This is a genomic window from Lacrimispora sp. (assembly GCF_032078915.1).
Classification (GTDB): domain Bacteria; phylum Bacillota; class Clostridia; order Lachnospirales; family Lachnospiraceae; genus Lacrimispora.
Genome location: NZ_DAMAUN010000049.1, coordinates 15,592 through 33,004, shown reverse-complemented (window position 1 = coordinate 33,004; position 17,413 = coordinate 15,592). Strand labels below are relative to the sequence as shown.

The 17,413-nt window shown below is 40.1% G+C and carries 20 protein-coding genes; 17 read left to right on the top strand and 3 right to left on the bottom strand.

Going from position 1 to position 17,413, the window contains the following annotated elements; all coding sequences use genetic code 11:
* Nucleotides 1–27: 27 nt before the first annotated feature.
* On the top strand, nt 28–318 hold the full coding sequence (locus RT269_RS18180; RefSeq protein ID WP_313184679.1) for a putative quinol monooxygenase: 291 nt from the start codon (nt 28–30) through the stop codon (nt 316–318).
* A 20-nt stretch (nt 319–338) separates the two neighbouring features.
* Nucleotides 339–1,178 carry a nitroreductase family protein gene (locus RT269_RS18175; RefSeq protein ID WP_313184677.1) on the top strand — a complete coding sequence of 280 codons (840 nt, stop codon included), beginning with the start codon at nt 339–341 and terminating at the stop codon, nt 1,176–1,178.
* 49 nt (nt 1,179–1,227) lie between these two features.
* Here the strand turns inward: RT269_RS18175 and RT269_RS18170 are convergent, their stop codons facing one another.
* Nucleotides 1,228–1,770 carry a hypothetical protein gene (locus tag RT269_RS18170; RefSeq protein ID WP_313184676.1) on the bottom strand — a complete coding sequence of 181 codons (543 nt, stop codon included), beginning with the start codon at nt 1,768–1,770 and terminating at the stop codon, nt 1,228–1,230.
* Nucleotides 1,771–1,973: 203 nt separating this feature from the next.
* Between RT269_RS18170 and RT269_RS18165 the strand changes: the two genes are divergently transcribed.
* Both RT269_RS18165 and RT269_RS18160 read left to right on the top strand, forming a co-directional pair.
* Complete coding sequence (locus tag RT269_RS18165) at nt 1,974–2,171, top strand: hypothetical protein (protein WP_313184674.1); 198 nt, start codon at nt 1,974–1,976, stop codon at nt 2,169–2,171.
* A 334-nt stretch (nt 2,172–2,505) separates the two neighbouring features.
* Nucleotides 2,506–2,994, top strand: a complete 489-nt coding sequence (locus RT269_RS18160; RefSeq protein ID WP_313184673.1) for a pyridoxamine 5'-phosphate oxidase family protein — start codon at nt 2,506–2,508, stop codon at nt 2,992–2,994.
* A gap of 152 nt (nt 2,995–3,146) precedes the next feature.
* Here RT269_RS18160 and RT269_RS18155 read toward each other — a convergent pair whose 3' ends face one another.
* Nucleotides 3,147–3,869, bottom strand: a complete 723-nt coding sequence (locus RT269_RS18155; RefSeq protein WP_313184671.1) for a DUF5131 family protein — start codon at nt 3,867–3,869, stop codon at nt 3,147–3,149.
* 290 nt (nt 3,870–4,159) lie between these two features.
* Complete coding sequence (locus RT269_RS18150; RefSeq protein ID WP_313184669.1) at nt 4,160–5,350, bottom strand: coenzyme F420-0:L-glutamate ligase; 1,191 nt, start codon at nt 5,348–5,350, stop codon at nt 4,160–4,162.
* Nucleotides 5,351–5,701: 351 nt separating this feature from the next.
* Here RT269_RS18150 and RT269_RS18145 point away from each other — a divergent pair, with 351 nt between their 5' ends.
* From RT269_RS18145 to RT269_RS18085, 13 genes are all read left to right on the top strand, one after another.
* Nucleotides 5,702–7,591 carry a BglG family transcription antiterminator gene (locus tag RT269_RS18145; RefSeq protein WP_313184668.1) on the top strand — a complete coding sequence of 630 codons (1,890 nt, stop codon included), beginning with the start codon at nt 5,702–5,704 and terminating at the stop codon, nt 7,589–7,591.
* Between the two features lie 34 nt (nt 7,592–7,625).
* Nucleotides 7,626–7,958 (top strand): PTS sugar transporter subunit IIB, encoded by a 333-nt coding sequence (locus tag RT269_RS18140; protein ID WP_313184667.1) that lies wholly within the window; start codon nt 7,626–7,628, stop codon nt 7,956–7,958.
* Nucleotides 7,955–9,187, top strand: coding sequence for a PTS transporter subunit EIIC (locus RT269_RS18135; protein WP_313184665.1), 1,233 nt, complete (start codon nt 7,955–7,957; stop codon nt 9,185–9,187). Before RT269_RS18140 ends, RT269_RS18135 begins: the two co-directional genes overlap by 4 nt.
* A gap of 25 nt (nt 9,188–9,212) precedes the next feature.
* Nucleotides 9,213–9,578, top strand: coding sequence for a PTS lactose/cellobiose transporter subunit IIA (locus RT269_RS18130; protein ID WP_313184663.1), 366 nt, complete (start codon nt 9,213–9,215; stop codon nt 9,576–9,578).
* Between the two features lie 12 nt (nt 9,579–9,590).
* Nucleotides 9,591–11,048: a glycoside hydrolase family 1 protein gene (locus RT269_RS18125; protein WP_313184662.1), complete on the top strand. Its 1,458-nt coding sequence runs from the start codon at nt 9,591–9,593 to the stop codon at nt 11,046–11,048.
* A 166-nt stretch (nt 11,049–11,214) separates the two neighbouring features.
* A complete protein-coding gene (locus RT269_RS18120) occupies nt 11,215–12,075 on the top strand; it encodes an AraC family transcriptional regulator (RefSeq protein WP_313184660.1) in 861 nt (286 codons plus the stop codon).
* A gap of 33 nt (nt 12,076–12,108) precedes the next feature.
* Nucleotides 12,109–12,867 (top strand): class I SAM-dependent methyltransferase, encoded by a 759-nt coding sequence (locus RT269_RS18115; RefSeq protein ID WP_313184658.1) that lies wholly within the window; start codon nt 12,109–12,111, stop codon nt 12,865–12,867.
* A gap of 279 nt (nt 12,868–13,146) precedes the next feature.
* A complete protein-coding gene (locus tag RT269_RS18110) occupies nt 13,147–13,455 on the top strand; it encodes a DUF6506 family protein (protein ID WP_313184657.1) in 309 nt (102 codons plus the stop codon).
* A gap of 45 nt (nt 13,456–13,500) precedes the next feature.
* A complete protein-coding gene (locus tag RT269_RS18105; protein WP_313184655.1) occupies nt 13,501–14,001 on the top strand; it encodes a GNAT family N-acetyltransferase in 501 nt (166 codons plus the stop codon).
* Between the two features lie 53 nt (nt 14,002–14,054).
* On the top strand, nt 14,055–14,717 hold the full coding sequence (locus RT269_RS18100; protein ID WP_313184654.1) for a response regulator transcription factor: 663 nt from the start codon (nt 14,055–14,057) through the stop codon (nt 14,715–14,717).
* On the top strand, nt 14,714–15,724 hold the full coding sequence (locus tag RT269_RS18095; protein WP_313184653.1) for a sensor histidine kinase: 1,011 nt from the start codon (nt 14,714–14,716) through the stop codon (nt 15,722–15,724). The genes RT269_RS18100 and RT269_RS18095 overlap by 4 nt, the downstream gene beginning before the upstream one ends.
* A 240-nt stretch (nt 15,725–15,964) precedes the next feature.
* Nucleotides 15,965–16,426, top strand: coding sequence for a VOC family protein (locus tag RT269_RS18090; RefSeq protein WP_313184651.1), 462 nt, complete (start codon nt 15,965–15,967; stop codon nt 16,424–16,426).
* A 236-nt stretch (nt 16,427–16,662) separates the two neighbouring features.
* Nucleotides 16,663–17,292: a biosynthetic peptidoglycan transglycosylase gene (locus RT269_RS18085; protein WP_313184649.1), complete on the top strand. Its 630-nt coding sequence runs from the start codon at nt 16,663–16,665 to the stop codon at nt 17,290–17,292.
* The last annotated feature ends 121 nt before the right edge of the window (nt 17,293–17,413 follow it).

The following is a 17,413-nucleotide window of genomic DNA, read 5'->3' as shown; positions in this document are numbered from 1 at the left end:
AAAACGAAGAGGAGAGGTTATAAATCAATGATTAAAGTTGTTGCGGAGAATTTTATAAAATCAGAAAAGGTCGAAGAATTTATTGTATTAGCAAAGCAGCTTGTAGAGGATACCCGGCAGAACGACGTTGGCTGCATCCGTTATGAGCTGCTGCAGGACATAAAAGAACCACAGCTTTTGACAATACTTGAGGAATGGGAAGATCAGGAAGCGCTGAACAAGCATATGGCGGCAAGGCATTTTAAGGAAGCCATCGCTTTGTTTGCGGATCTCGTGGAAAAACCAGGTAATATCAATCTTTATAAGACGTTAGTCTGAAAAAGGAGGAGCAGCAAACTATGAAAATGGATTTCCCTGTTGCTAAAACAGTCAATGCACGCAGCAGTGTCAGGACATATGAAAACCGTGATCTTTCAGCAAATGAAAAGGATCAGATCAACGCCTATATTGATAACTTATCCAATCCTTTTTCCACAGATGTTACCTTTCGTCTTCTGGAAAAGGCTTCATCAGCCGATGGAGAAAAGCTGGGAACCTATGGTGTCATTAAAGGTGCAGGGAATTATATTGTTGCATCGGCAGCAGATCAAGAACTGGCTTTGGAAGCCCTTGGCTATTCTTTCGAAAAACTGGTTTTGTATGCCACATCCCTTGGACTTGGCACCTGTTTTCTTGGGGGGACCTTTAACCGCAGCAGTTTTGCTGCGGCCATGAATCTTAAAGAAGGGGATCTTTTTCCCTGCATTTCTCCCATCGGATATCCTGCAGGTAAAAAAAGAGCTATGGACTCATTGATGAGGTGGGTGTCAAAGGCAGATCAGAGAAAGGAATGGAACCAACTGTTTTTCAAACAGAACTTCTCACAGCCTTTGACGAAAGATGATGCGGGGGAGTTTGCCTTCCCGCTGGAAATGGTGCGTCTGGCTCCTTCCGCTGTTAATAAGCAGCCATGGAGAATCGTGCAGGATAAAGACACGTATCATTTTTATCTGGCAAGATCTCTTAAGAACGACAAAGAAAAAATTGACATTCAAAGAGTTGATATGGGTATAGCAGCCTGCCATTTTCATATGGCTGCATTGGAAAAAGAATTGCCGGGGAAATTTCAAAAGCTTGCAAAACCCGGGATACAAACCCCGGAACAGGTGCAGTATATTATTTCCTGGATTCCAGGTTAATGGCAACAATCCGCTGATCCAATGTTACAAGATCAGCGGATTGTTATATCTAATAGCTTATATATCTAAATTCTATACTAGTTACAGCTACTGCGCCGGCATAGTCATTAATAGCTGGAATACGGGCAATACTTAGTAAGGCAAAATCTTCTGCATGTACAAAATCATCTAAAAAAAATTCTATTACATAATGATTATACTGCTGGCTGCCAGGTGAATGTTTAACACGAATGTTCTCCTTGTTAACAGTACTTAAATTATCTATATCGATTGCTTCGTTCGCTTTGGCAAATAATGATGAGAGTCTGATTGAGAACCGGTCTCCCATCGGTATGCTTGAATTATCACTTATTAAATGAACAAATACTCTCGATTTATTGTATCCCTTCCGAGCATCTTTTGGTACACTGAAAGTTAATGAATATTCATCTGTATCACCTCGAGGCATAAGCCATCCTAATATAAAAATACCGGATCCTCCCAGTTGTTCCGTGTCAGATCCAGTAGTATTAGCATCATTCATATTTCCGGCGTTGAATATTAATGATTTATAATTCAGTATTTTATGATCCCGATAATTACGATATAACATTAATATATCTCCTTTCACAATATAGTATATTTTGCATGTCCAAGTAATGTTACTAATTATAAGAACCTCATTTTCCGCTGTAAGTTTAATTTTTTGGTGATATGTATATATGAAATATTTCGCTGATTTAATGGGTAAAAAGCATATTTCATAATGTATGAAAGCAGAAGATTTTATAATAGTAAAGACATCTGAAAGGCTGTATGAAAGGTAAGAAAGGAACAGGTTTTATGGTACACACGTCCGATGATACTAACACATTCATAGAAGCTGCAGAAGATTGTAATGCAGAAAAAGGGATCGAACCTCCGCTTAAAGCAGATAAAAAGTCTATAGCAAGAATGGATTCAAAAGAATATTCCGAATTTAAAAAAATCCTGGTATTAAACATAAAAAGGTAATGAGAGGTATAAAAAAATAATTATAACACTTGATGGCATATTTCCCATAAAGCGAATAACATTGACTAATTTCGAAAACGAGTTTATAATCATGTTTAATCTGAAAAAACATGATCTTATTAAATATTTAAGTGATCTAGGGTTCCGCAGTTTAACCTGTTTGTGACCGGGAGAGAACTCGCAGTTTCATAGCTGTGTCACGGAAGGATAAAAGTCTGGGAGATGTCAGGATGATATCATTCGGGCTTAAATTTTATTCCAGAGGTGAGAATATGACTTGTGGATATCTGATCATTGCAGGTAAATACCATGCAAGGAAGGGGAGAAACACCAAATGTTTAGAGAAATGAGAAGAAACAAACAATTATTATCGCCTGAAGATACAATCGCAGTAATGGACAGATGCACCAATGGTATCCTGGCATGCTTCGGGGACGACGATTATCCCTACGCTGTTCCGCTGAGCTACGTATATTTCAATGACAAAATTTATTTCCATTCAGCAAAGGCCGGGCATAAAGTTGATGCAATCACAAAATATCCTAAGGTATCTTTTTCGGTAATCGATGAAGATACGATTGTAAGTAAGGAATATACTTCTTACTTCCGCAGCGTGATCGCTTTTGGAAAAGCCCGAATTGTGGAAGGTGATGAACGATTGGAAGCATTTAAGGCTTTGGTGCAAAAATATTCAGGCGATCTGCCGGAAGATGCCAGGAACAAGGAAATAGCCGGTTGTACCCATGCTTACGTTATTGCAATTGATGTTGAGCACATAACCGGCAAGGAAGCAATGGAGTACGTGAGAGCAAAACAACAATGATTTTTAACACACATCAACACGATATAAAGCAATGACGTTCAGGCCCCTCCATTCATCAAGCTTACGGATTATTCCGCTGGGCTTATGGGTTGATGAATGGAGAGCGGCGGGGAACGGAAAACAGATTAATCTGCACGTTGGTGCGGTTTCCATCAAAACAACCTTTTTCCATCTGAAATATCTATATCAAATTCTTTGGCTGTACTGGTTTGCTTAAATGGATTTATCTTATCCACGACTCCATCATGTTTAAAGAGTGAGCCTGTGTTTTTAAACCAAAATGTTATATTTGCTTTTGCACATTGTTCACGGATGTTAAGCACCCAATCATAATCACATTCACGAGCTTCCCGTCCTGTTTCACCACCGACTGTAACATGGTCCACTCCATGAAGATAAGGGGTTAAATCTATCCCTTCTAAAAGTGGCGCACAGGCTATAAAGCGCCGTTTTATCGGATAGGATAAAAATAAAGGAAGTCTTTCGTCCGCCAGTTCTTGATTTTCGACAGTACACCCAATATTTACATTGTCATATCCTGCGCCCCAATCCGATGGAAGCGACACAAGAAAACGGTCAATTCGCTTTGTCAAAATCAAAAATTCTATATCTGTTCTTTTCCTGATCATAGCCCAAATTTCTTTACGCCATTCGTCTGCTTCAGGAAGAAAGAAATCAGTGGCAAAACATGTGGCTAGAATTTTATCTCCTTTAATTCTGTAATCGCCTTTACCATTTGTCCGTATCGGCCAGTCAAATTTATCTGTTTTTTGTATCGTGTTTTGACCATAGCGTTTCGCATATGGCCCGTAAAAATAGCAATTTGTACAGCCATCACTTGCTTTGTAGCAGCCTGTCCACGGCTCCCAGTTCATAGGCATCCCCCTCATTTTTTATAGCGAATATAGCGTTGTTAGTACCTATTTCCGTCTGTGTTTATATCGATCGTTATTCAGTATTAAATCTACAATATTAATATTATATGCCCAGTTGTTAAAAACATCAAGAGTTCTATTTAAGGGCAGCCACTCCAACCCCGGCTTTTGCTGCGTCATTTCACTGCCGCTCATTCCCGGGACAGAGAAAACAAAAAACAAGCGTATCGCTCATTGAGAACGATACGCTTGTTTTGACATTTCACCTGGCAGATGTCCATAAACAAGATTTATTTGGTGTAATTATCGAAGTAGCCTTGAACTAATACGATAGGTGTTCCTTTATCACCGCTTCCGGAAGTTAGGTCACAGAGGGAACCGATTAAGTCGGTTAACCGGCGTGGGGTAGTTCCCTGAGATACCATGCTTCCAACTAAATTGCTGTCCTTGCTTTGAATATAATCTGAAATAGCAGCCTTTAATTCCGCTCCGCTTAAATCAGCAAAATCGTTATCAGCAAGATATTTTAATTTGACTTCATTGGGCTGGCCTTCCAGACCTTCTGTATATGCCGGGGAAACCACCGGATCTGCCAATTCCCAAATTTTACCCATAGGATCTTTGAAAGCACCGTCGCCATAAATCATAACTTCAATATGCTTTCCAGTCTTTTCAAGGAGTCCGTCTTGAATCCTTTTAACAATGGGTTCGCAGTCGCGGGGGAATAACTTAACGGTGTCTTCGGTAGCTTTATTGCTGCCAAGGAGGCCGTAATTTTCGTTATATCCACTGCCATCAACCGGTGCGGTTAAGATATCATCAAGACCAAACACAGTCTCTGCATTGGCAGCTTTTAATAAGCGTTTCGTTCTAAAACGGGTATGGATATCGCAGTTAAGAACATGCTTTGTGTAATTTAAGATTGTCCGGCAGTCATTTGCAAGAACAACTTCTACTTCACAGCCTTCTTTTTGGATAAGTTCCTTGTAATATTCAATGTAATCAACTCCGGTAAACGTATGCTTACGATAGCCAAAAAGTTCACGGTAATGCGCCTCAGTTAAAACATCAGTCCAGGGATTGATGCCTTTTTCATCCAAAGCATCAAGATCGATTAAGTGATTACCTACCTCATCGGAAGGATAGCTTAACATGATTACGATCTTTTTAGCGCCTCTTGCAATGCCCTTAAGACAAATGGAAAAACGGTTACGGCTTAAAATAGGAAATACAATACCGATGGTTTCATTACCGAATTTATTTTTAATATCAGCGGCTATTTGATCTACAGTAGCATAGTTTCCCTGAGCGCGGGCAACGATGGCCTCGGTAGCAGCGACAACATCACGGTCACGCAATTCAAAATTTTCACTTTTGGCTGCATCAAGTACACTAGAAATAACGATATCTGCAATGTCGTCTCCCTGTCGGATGATTGGAGCACGTACACCCCTTGATACAGTACCTATTAATCTCTCCATATGCATGATTCTCCTTTAAACCCATGACAAATGCTGATGGGATGTATTTAATTCACTTTATTATATCATGATAATTGATATTGGTAAACTTAATGCTTTTTATATATGACATAAGTTGTACTTATATCAGAAACGATTATCGATATGAGAGGACAATATAAATAGATAAAAGAGTAATGAATTATTCATGTGTCCCGCTTTATAAAGAATCATGATCCAGGTACTTTTTTCCGCATGATAATGGAAAAATACGAAATTGAATCGTTAATTTTAACATGCTATACTTTGGTTATCGATGAAAAGAACTGCAGTTACAAGTATGTTGATAATTTTTTATGGAGGAGGATACAAGTGGATGGACGACTGTATACATTGCTGGCTGACCTTTCAGAGGATAATTTCATAACGGTTGGTGAACTTGCCTTAAGGCTTCAGCTGAGCCAGAGAACTGTCAGAGATCTGCTTAACCAATTGGAACAACAGCTGAACGAAAAGGGCGCCATAATAGAACGACAGAGAAAGAAGGGGCTGCGGCTTCATATAACGGACAGGGAACGGTACCAGGAATTTTGTAAGAAAGAAATACCTTCCAGAATTCCGGATTCCGGGGAACAGAGAATGGAATATGTGCTGGCACTGCTTTTTCAGACTCCGGGCCACATAAAAATAGAGACTCTATGTGACCAGCTGTTTGTGTCAAGAAAAACCATATCTGTAGACTTAAAAGGAGTGGAAAAATTCTTAAACCGTCATCAAATATCGTTAGAACGAAAGCCATATTATGGGCTGAAAATGAAAGGAACTGAGTTTGCTTTCCGTTTGGCCTTAAGTGCTGTGTTTTATGAATTGAGCGATGTGTGGTTTCGGAAAATTTATGAAACTTTTGAAGAATCTGAAATAATCAGAAAACAGATATTAGACAATATCCGCGAGATGGGATACACCATTTACGAGACGGATATTTCCAACATTGTTCTTCAAATTCAGATTGCTCTTTACCGATGGAAGATGGGGAGCGGAATCACCATGGAAGAGGTCGACAGCAAGGAGTGGCTGCAGGAGAGCGATATTAAGGTGGCCGAAAGGTGCAGTCTGGGTTTGGAACATGCTCTGGGAATATGTTTTCCGGTACCGGAAATCAAGTATCTTGCCATTCATTTGTCAGGGAAAAAGAAGCTGCTAACCAGTGAAAATGGGAATGTGGTCATTGATATGGAGATAAATCAGCTGGTCAATGAGATGCTGGAAACTGTTTATCAGGTATTTCAGCTGGATTTTAAATCAGATTTTGACTTAAGCACATCTCTGAGACAGCATATGATATCCCTGCGGATAAGGCTGCAGTATCATTTGAAACTTGAAAATCCCATGTTAAAAGAAATTAAGGAGGTATACAGCTTTCCATATGCAGTAGCGGCGCAGGCGGCTACCGTACTTTCTGAATATTTTCATGTTATGGTATCTGAGGATGAAATTGGCTATCTGGCATTATGCTTTGCTCTTTCCATGGAGCGGAATAAGAAAAAGAAAAAACGAAATATTCTGCTGGTTTGTGCATCAGGAGAGGGCAGCGCCAGGCTGTTTAAATACCGGTTCAAAGAATTATTCGAGGGATATTTAAATAAGGTGGAAATCTGCGATATTGGTTCTCTGCCGGGCAAGGATTTTAATGATGTGGATTATGTGTTTTCTACAGTTCCCATAGCATTCCCTGTTCCGGTTCCAATTTACCAGGTGCAGTATTTTTTTGACAGACATAATATTAACCAGGTAAAGTGGATTTTAGAAGATAATCATCCAGATACGATAAAGAGGTATTTTTCTGAGGATTTGTTTTTTACAGATGTAAAAGGGGAGAACCGTGAAGAGGTGATTCACACGCTTTGTCAGCGCATTGGAATGGTACGAAAGACACCGGAAGAATTTGAAGAAAGTGTCTTATACAGAGAGAAGATCATGCAGACGGATTTTTGCGGACAAATTGCAATTCCTCATCCTTATAAGCCCTTGACGGATGAAACCTTTGTATGTGTTGCAATTTTAAATAAGCCCATACGATGGTACCTTTGTGATGTGCAGGTAGTATTTTTGCTGTCTATTTCAACCCGAAAAGAAAATCTGGAAACCTTTTACAGAACGGCGCCCCAGATTATGATGGATGAAGACTGTATGAAACGCTTAATTAAGGACAAACGTTATGAAACCTTGATGGGGATTATTGACAATGTGGAGAAGTGTTAATAAGACTGATGTGTAAAATTGTGGAGGAAATATTATGGGTACATTGAGAGTGTTATTGTGTTGTGGCGCAGGCTTTTCCAGCGGATTTTTGGCCCAGAAAGCCAGGCAGGCCGCAAAAAAGAGAAAGCTGGATATGTCAATTGATGCCAGAAGTGAAAGCGTAGTCAGCGAATATGCGAATAAGATGGATGTGCTGTTAGTTGGTCCTCATTATGAAGGAGCGCTTGCCAAATTGAAAGAGGAATATGAACCTCTCGGAATAAAAGTGAAATTGATTCCTTCCGTTATTTATTCCACTTTAGATGGAGAAGAGCTGGTGAATCTGGCGATTCTGGCTGAAAATGAAAAAGGAGGGACATTGGTATGAATGGGTTGATGATATGGTTATCCGATGTATTCGCTCCAAAAGCCAGGAAGGTATTTGCCAATCCGTGGATTGATGCGGTTGCCAGTACAATGAAAAAGGTACTTCCATTTATTTTGACAGGCTCGCTGATCTTTTTTTACAATGTGTTCCGGTCTTATCTGGCCTTTTTGCCGGATTTAAGTGTAATCGCTAACTTTACTTTTGGACTTTTAGCCGTATTCGTGGTGTTTATCGTAACGCATGAAGCTATGATTAAGCTGGATCATGGGCAGTATCAGATCAATGCTTCCCTGACAGCAATAGCAGCTTATTTATTGCTCTGTAAGCCGCAGGTAGTTGATGGAGTTTTTCAGATCGCCAATGGTAGAATCGGAGCTGCCGGCATCATGTTTGCATTAGTGGTGGGGATTTATGTGTCGGTTGTGTTTCATTTTTATGCAAAGCTCCACGTATTGGAAAATAATATGGCACTTCCTGATTTTGTCAGTGAATGGATTAACAATATCATCCCCATTACCATTACCTTGGGAATAGCCATGATTCTGGGGAATGTTCTTGGCCTTGATTTCTATCAGCTGATCGTAAATCTTTTTATGCCGTTGCAGAAAGGGGCTCAGACGCTTCCCGGATTTATTATGATCTGTTTTGTTCCGGTTATCTTTTACTCTATGGGAATTTCCAGCTGGGTATTCAATGCGGTGACGACTCCGATTTTTATGGCCGCTATTGCAGAGAACATAGCCGCAGTTGCAAATGGGGGAGCACCGTTAAATATCGCCACCAGTGAAGCTGTTTTTACAGCGGCATTGATTACCATGGGCGGCAGGGGAGGAACTCTTCCTCTTAATGTGCTGATGCTTAAATCGAAATCAAAAAAGCTTAGGACAATGGGAAAGATTTGTATTGGCCCGTCCGTGTTTAATATCAACGAGCCATTGATGTTTGGAGCGCCGGTAGTTTTTAATCCTCTGCTTATGCTCCCTATCTGGGTAAACAGTATCATCGGCCCTGCAATTGTCTGGCTCACCATGCACTTTGGTCTTTTAAATATACCATCAAAAATGATACAGGTGGGACAGATTCCAGCGCCGTTTTCCAGCGTAATGATTACGGAAGACTGGCGGGCTGTGCCTTTGTATATTGCGTTGTTTGCTTTGTATCTTGTAATCTGGTACCCATTTTATAAGGTGTATGAAAAACAGTGTATGGAGGAAGAGGCAGTAAAGTAAATAAAGAAATATGAGGAGTTAATTTATGGAAAAACCGCAATTTAAGGATGAGGACAGGGTAGTAAAAGTGGCAATGGAAATTGTCATGGCAGCAGGAGATGCCAGGAACAAGGCTGGCAAAGCCCTGGATTGTGTGGAGACCTTTGATTTTGATGAAGCAAAAGAATATTTAGAGGAGGCAAAGCAGGATATTTTAAAAGCCCACAATGCCCAGACCGAAATGATTCAGGCAGAAATCTCAGGAGAAGAATCCCTCCCGCCAAGTCTGCTGTTCAACCATGCACAGGACACGTTAATGACAATTATGACAGAAGTGAACCTAGCGGAAAAGATAACAGTGTTATTTGAAAAGTTTTATAACAAGATGGAAGAAAAAACGGTACATAAATAAGGAGATGATGGAATGAATCAAAAACCAAAACAGATGCCGAATGGCTTTTTGTGGGGAGCCGCCACTAGTGCATATCAGGTGGAAGGAGCCGCTGCAGAGGATGGAAAAAAGCTGTCCCAGATGGATGTGCTAAACCAGAATACAGGCTTTTCTGATGCCAGTATTGCCAGTGACCATTACCATCGGTATAAAGAAGATATAGCGTTAATGAAGGAGTGCGGATTTAATGCCTACCGTTTTTCTTTTTCCTGGTCCAGAATTTTTCCTGATGGGGTAGGAGACGTAAACCCGAAGGGTGTCGCATTTTATGATGATTTGATCGATGAATTGCTGCGCAATGGGATCACGCCGGTCCCGACAATTTATCATTATGATATGCCTATGGCTCTGGTTGAAAAATATGATGGCTGGATCAGCAGGCAAAGTGTGGAGGATTTTGCTTCTTATGGAGAATTTTTGATTCTGAGATACGGGGACAGGATTAAAAACTGGCTGATTATAAATGAGCAGAGTATTATTGTGGAATTCTGGAAAAAGAAAAACTATATTCCACCCAAATACCATGATAATCCCCAGATAAAATTTCAAATCAATCACCACATGAACTTAGCCCAGGCCAGGGTGAGCAGTCTGATTCATAAATATGTAAAGGATGGGAGGGCTGGATCAGCAATTGGATACTCCCCGGTATATGGGTTGGATTCCTCTCCTAAAAACATGTTGGCCATGTTAAATGCAGAGGATTTAAAGAATCATTTCTTCCTGGATATTTATTTTAAAGGTGAATATGCACCTGGAGCCTTGAATTATTTAAAAGAGCAGCAGATGGCGCCGGAGATTCACGAAGGAGATATGGAGATCATAGGGGAGGGCTGTCTTGATTTCCTTGGAGTCAACTATTATGCAAGTAAATGTGTAAAATATCCTGATAAGGAGAAAAACCATCTCATAGAGGCAAAAAGCAACTTAACAGGACAAAAAGGCGGGATGGGAGCCTATGAGGTAATGCCTGATTTTTATGAATACATTAAAAATCCCAATGCAGATACCAATGACTGGGATTGGACCATTGATCCGGATGGAATGGAATACCTGCTGCGTGATATTTATGAAAGATACCGGATCCCGATGATGATTACGGAAAACGGAATTGGTGCCAGGGATATGCTGGAAGCAGATGGAAGAATTCATGATGACTACCGGATCGATTACTGGAAGAAGCATCTCAAAGCGATACATCGTGCAATAGATTTGGGCGTGGAAGTGGAAGGATTCCTTCCATGGTCGTTTGTGGACGTGCTTAGCACCAGCAATGGGTATCAAAAGCGTTATGGGCTTGTATATGTCAATCGGGATGATGAGGGCCTGAAAGATTTGAACCGAATGAAAAAGGATAGTTTTTATTGGTATCAGAAGGTCATTGAGAGCAATGGAGCTCTTATATGGAATACGGATCCATTTGTTAGATAAGCAACATATGGATCATATGAATAAAGTGCGTTCTCCGGACAAGGAAACGCACTTTACTTATATCAAAATGAAGAAATTCCTTCATATACATTTAGCAAGGCAGGAGCATCTTTCTTATAAAAAGAATGCTATAATACCATATAAGAAATGGAAGGAGGGATAGGCATTGAATTACAGGGAACATATAGAAAAAAGTATTGAGTTCATGGAAGATCATATCAGAGAAAACATTACAATAGAGGAAATTGCAAATCAATCCGGGTACTCTCTTTATCATTTTTGCAGGGTTTTCAACCTATGCATGGGTGTATCTGCTATGGAGTACATGCGAGAGCGCAGATTATCTTTGGCATCTACGGAACTATTCAAGGGAAGGAAAGTCATTGACATTGCTGTGGATTATGGGTTTGAGACATCAGGTGGTTTCACAAAAGCGTTCCGTAAAGCGTTTGGCTATACGCCCACACAGTATGTGGAGCGGATGTCCGGGTATGCTGATGTAAAAAATGCAAATCCTGTTATTGTAAAGAGGCCCGCATTTAAGGTGGCCGGATATGGGATTAAAACTGATATTACCGGAGCAGCCTATACAAAGGATATTGCTTCCTTCTGGAGCAATTATAACGGTGAAAATTTAGAAAGTAAAATGTACAAAATTCTGAATCCTGCAAAGCATGGGGAAGTGGGAGTGTATGTTCCTTTATCAGAAGAGGGCAATGCAATTTATCTTTTGGGCGTGATTGTGGATGATTTTACAAATGTAGTGGAAGATATGATGACAGCAGAAATTCCAAAGGCCGAGTACGCTGTTTTTACAACCAGCCCTGTGGATACCACCAATGATAGGGAACAAAAAGAGTTTGCCAGGGTTATTGCAGGAACATGGAAGTATATTTTTGAAGATTGGTTTCAGGGCAGCGGCTATGTTTACGACGAAAGTAAATTTGATTTTGAATTCTATGATGAACGATGTCACCATAGGCAGGATACGGTTATGGATATCTATATCCCTGTTAAAAAGGCATAATGACAGAATTTCAGGAAGGAAAGGTGATAAAGGATGTTGAGCTATTATGGTAGATTGTCTTCCGAAGTCTATGATTTGGATAAGCCTGTGGGCCATTCTTTTGGAGATATAGAATTTTATGCGGACCGGTTAAAGTCGTGTAAAGGCCCGATTCTTGAACCGGCAACAGGAACCGGACGTGTACTTATTCCGCTTTTAGAAAAAGGATTCCATGTTGAGGGATTTGACAGTTCAAAGGATATGCTGCGTATCTGTCATGATCATTGCAAAAGGAGGGGCTTAAATCCTAATCTTTTTGAGGCAAAGATGGAGTCTTTTTCATTGGATTCAAAATATGAAGCTATTATAGTACCATCGGGAACCATTCTTTTATTATACAAAAGAGCCGATTCCATAAAAGCATTACAAAACTTCCATGAGCATCTATCCGACGGCGGCCGGTTAATCGTAGATCTGTTATTGCAAGGTGATATTTCAAAAGGAATTGTATCCACAAGGACTTGGGAGTGTTCCAATGGGGATATCATTACATTAGAAAATAAAATTGTAGAAGTTGATGATATCAATCAATATACGATTTCCCACGGACGGTATGAAAAGTGGCGTGATGGCGTGCTTGTACAGACGGAATTAGAGCGTTTTCCGCTGCGGTGGTATGGCGTGGAGGAGTTTCGGTCAGTGCTTGAAAGCATCGGATTTAAAGATATCGTGATTTCTTCAGATTATAAACTGGGGAGATATCCAACAACATCAGAAGATATCATCACTTTTGAAGCAGTGGCAGCGAAATAATAACTTAACATGCCTGCAAAACGCTATGCAAAGATTATTGACGAATGATCTCATAAAATATATAATGATAACCAGTTGAAAAGATATCATTATATAAAAAGTAAAAGATTAGGTTTTCTGGGGTTCCGCAGTTTTAACCGGTCTGTGACCAAGAGAGAACTCAGAGTTTTATAATTGAGGTGCGGAATGATAAAGGCCTGAGAGATATCTGTATGATATCTTTCAGGCTTTATTGTCACTTGCTGTTGATTCGCCGGCATTGGGAAAGGAGAAAATAACATGAAGAAAAAATTTGCATTTATACTGATGGGAGGTCACTATAACCCAGAGCTGCATCAGGCTTGCTTTGAGACAGAGAACCAAATCAGCTATATATTTACCGTCAGAAATTTTAAAGAGGCCTGTGATAAGCTTGTTTTCTTAGAAAGTGAAGGTGTTGGGGCAGTTGAATTATGCGGAGCATTTGGTGAAGAAGGCGCGCAAAAATTGATAGAACTGACAAACAATAAAATTGCTATCGGCTATGTCACCCATAAGCCGGAACAGGATCAGTTATTTGCTGGTTTCTTTTCGAGCTTTAACCGATGAAACGAAAGCCATGCACAGTTAACAAAACAGGAGGTGTAAGGTTTTATGAGTGTTATCATCAGACCTATTGAGGAGAACGACGCTGAATCACTTTGGCATATGATGTCCGCACTTGATGCTGAGACAAAATATATGATGTACGAGCCAAATGAACGGACGAAAAATATCGATAGAATGAAATCCACCATCAAGGAAGCTGCCACAGGCAATAATCTGTTTTTAGTTGCCCAAGAAGATCATGAAATTGTTGGATATATATCTGCGCAAAAAGGCATGTTAAGAAGAGTAAAACATTCTGCATATATCGTAGTGGGAATTCGTGCAGCCTATCAGCGGCAGGGGATCGGCACCTCATTTTTTAAACAGCTGGACAAGTGGGCCGAAGAAAAAGGGGTCACCAGGCTTGAATTAACGGTAATGTGTATCAATGATGCTGCGAGACACCTCTACGAAAAAAATGGATTTGTGGTTGAAGGAACAAAGAAAAATTCCATGGTTGTGGATGGAACGTATATGGACGAATATTATATGGCCAAGCTATTATAAGTGATGGGTATAATATTAATCCGATAAACAGGAATCGGGGAGGTGATTTCAATTTGAAGCTGTTTATTATTGAAGACGATATCGTTCTGAGAACAGAATTGATTTCGCTGCTGGAAAGCTATAATTATTCTTGTGAAACAAGTGATAACTTTAAAAATATAATATCGGAAGCAACGGATTCTAATGCAGATTTGATTTTGCTTGATATCAACCTGCCTTATTATGATGGATATCACGTATGCCGGGAGATCCGTAAATTATCGGATGTGCCAATTATGGTTGTGACAAGCCGAAACAATGATATGGATGAACTGATGAGCATGAACCTGGGCGCAGATGATTTTATAACAAAACCCTATAATGTTCAGATCTTGTTTGCAAGAATCGGAGCCATACTGAAACGCACCAACCAGAAGAATTATTCATCAGAAGTAGAATATCATGGCTTAACATTGTCAATGGCAAAAAGCACAGTATATTATGAAAACAAAGAGGCTGAGCTCACGAAAAATGAATTGCGTATTCTCTCTGTTTTAATGCAAAACGCAAACAGCATTATTTCACGGGATGATTTGATGGATGAGCTTTGGCAGTCGGATGAATTCGTCGATGATAATACACTGACTGTTAATGTCAACCGTCTGCGTAAAAAGCTGGAAGAAATCGGTGCTGCAGATTTTATAAAGACCAAACGTGGCCAGGGGTATATGATATGAAGTTTTCAAGCTTTTTGAAGGATAAGATCCTGTTTTTATTGGCGCAAAGCTTTATCATTGTTTTTTTGGCCTTCCTGTTAGATGTCTACCATATCAGCCGCTATGCCATGATACTTATTTGTACGACCATAATCATAACCTCTTTCGTTGCGCTGGCTTACGAATACCTGGTACGCAGCAGATATTATAACAGATTAAATAAAACGCTGGAGTCAATGGAGCAAAAGCAGTATATTGCTTCCCTGCTAGAAGAGCCTGGTTTTGCCGAAGCGGAAGTTCTATGTGAAATTCTTAAGCATGTTACTAAAGCCATGAACGATGAGATTGCCTCCTATAAGATATCCCAGGATGAATACCGGGAATATATTGAAACATGGATTCACGAGATAAAGATCCCTATTTCCTGCATCGATCTAATCTGCCAAAATAACCGCAATGACATAACAAAGAGAATATCCGAAGAATCAGTACGGGTGGATTCTTATATCGAACAGGCTCTTTATTATGCCAGGAGTAAAAACGTAGCGTCGGACTACAGCATCAGAAGGCTTTCTCTTGACAGCTTAGTGAAGGCTGGGGTAAAGAAACATTCAAAACAGCTGATAGGGTGCGGCGCACAGGTGAAACTGGACAATCTTGATCATACGGTTTATGCCGATGAAAAGTGGCTTGATTTCATAATTGGGCAGATTATTGCAAATAGTATCAAATATAAAAAGGATGCTTTGACGCTATGGTTTTCGGCTTCAGAAAACCAGGAAAATATGATTCTTATTATCCGGGATAACGGAATTGGAATTTCTGAAGGTGACCTTGGGAGAGTGTTCGAAAAGGGGTTTACGGGAGAAAATGGAAGAGCTTTCGCCAAATCTACGGGAATCGGCCTTTACCTTTGCAAAGAACTTTGTAATAAGATGTATCTTGGATTAGAAGTTCAGTCATCCGTCGGAAACGGTACAACAATTAAAATAGCATTTCCAAAAGACAGACAGTCATTCCTGCAGTAAAGGGTTACGCTTTAAAATATGCGGAGCCCTTTCGCCTTTTAGACAAGCAATTTAAGCGTCGACGCACTTGCCCTGCCTGCCGTTTTATAGCCGGTAGTATTCGTCACGAAAGGAGTACTTTTTTATTGCCCGGAAGTAAACTATAATTGTGGATTAGAAACATGTGCTGTATCATTGAGTTTGAAGCAGAGATATGCAGAAAATTATTAATTCTAAGAAGGAAGAGGGGGATTCATAGTTATGTTTCGCTATGTACATACAAATATTATTGCTAAAGATGCAAAAAACCTGATTGATTTTTATAAACAGGTGTTTCACTGCAAAAGTATCAATGAAACTCGTGACCTGCAAGGGGTGTGGTTAGACGGACTAACAGGACTGAAGGATGCACATATTACAGGAGAGCATCTTCTTTTGCCCGGATACGCGAAAGACCACCCAACGCTGGAAATATTTTCATACGACATGCTGGAAGGAACCATACCTTCGGAGATTAACCGCCCGGGAATTGCACATATAGCTTTTGAAGTGGATGATGTGGAAGCGACCTTAGCAGAAGTTATCAGGGCGGGAGGAAGTAACCTAGGAGAGTTGGTTACTGCGGCATATCCAAACGGCAAAGAAGCGGTATTTGTTTATGCTCGTGACCCAGAAGGCAATATTCTTGAACTGCAAAGCTGGAGACAGATAAATCAAACCTAAAGAATGTGGCGTTAAATCCAATTGATCGTTGTGTCCCGGCAACGTTGACAGAGCGTATCACACATGATACGCTGCAGGCAAAGCAGTGTGTCAGCAAAAAAGGCTGTATGTTCCCTCTCCGGGAGCATACAGCCTTTTATCTTACAAATTTGTTCGATTATCGTAAGTAAAATCTATGGTTCCATAATTCTTCTCCTGTTATACTGAGGAAGCAAACCACGAAAGGAGTGATTTTGATGAAAAATAAAACAATTAGTATCAGTATATTGTTACTTGCTGTCATCAGCTTCCTTATGGGTAGTTTAAAAATATCTCCTATAGTTTCTGCCGGATATGAAATGTACAGGAATGCGACAGAAGCCATAAGCGTGCCGGATAAAGTAGAGGAGCTTAAACAGCAAAACAGTTATATTGCATTTGATGAGATACCGGATGGATATAAAGAACAGGTGTTACAGTCAGAAGATAAACGTTTTTACTATCATTTTGGCTTTGATCCCATTGCTATGGCAAGGGCTATGGCAAACAATCTGATGGCAGGAAGCTTCGTGCAAGGGGGGAGCACGATCACCCAGCAGCTTGCAAAAAATATGTACTTTTCTTTTGAAAAGAAATATGAGCGGAAAGTGGCAGAATTATTTGTTGCTTTTCAGCTTGAAAAAGATCTTACAAAGGATGAAATACTGGAGCTTTATTGTAATATTGCTTACTACGGGGAAGGATGCTATGGACTGAAGCAGGCGGCGAATCATTATTACGGTGTTGAGCCTTTGGACCTGACAAACGTGCAGATCAAAGCACTTGTATGGACGATTAAAAGTCCAAATAAGTACAATCCCAATGTTTACAAAGCGATTCCTGTATAATAGACGTTAGCTTCTATTATCGTGCTGCATTAGTAACATGCTGCTTTGCAGCGCTGGGCTCATTGTTTTCCTGGTATAATAAAAAGTGACAAAAATGTTCGTTCCCTGTAAGCAAAATCAA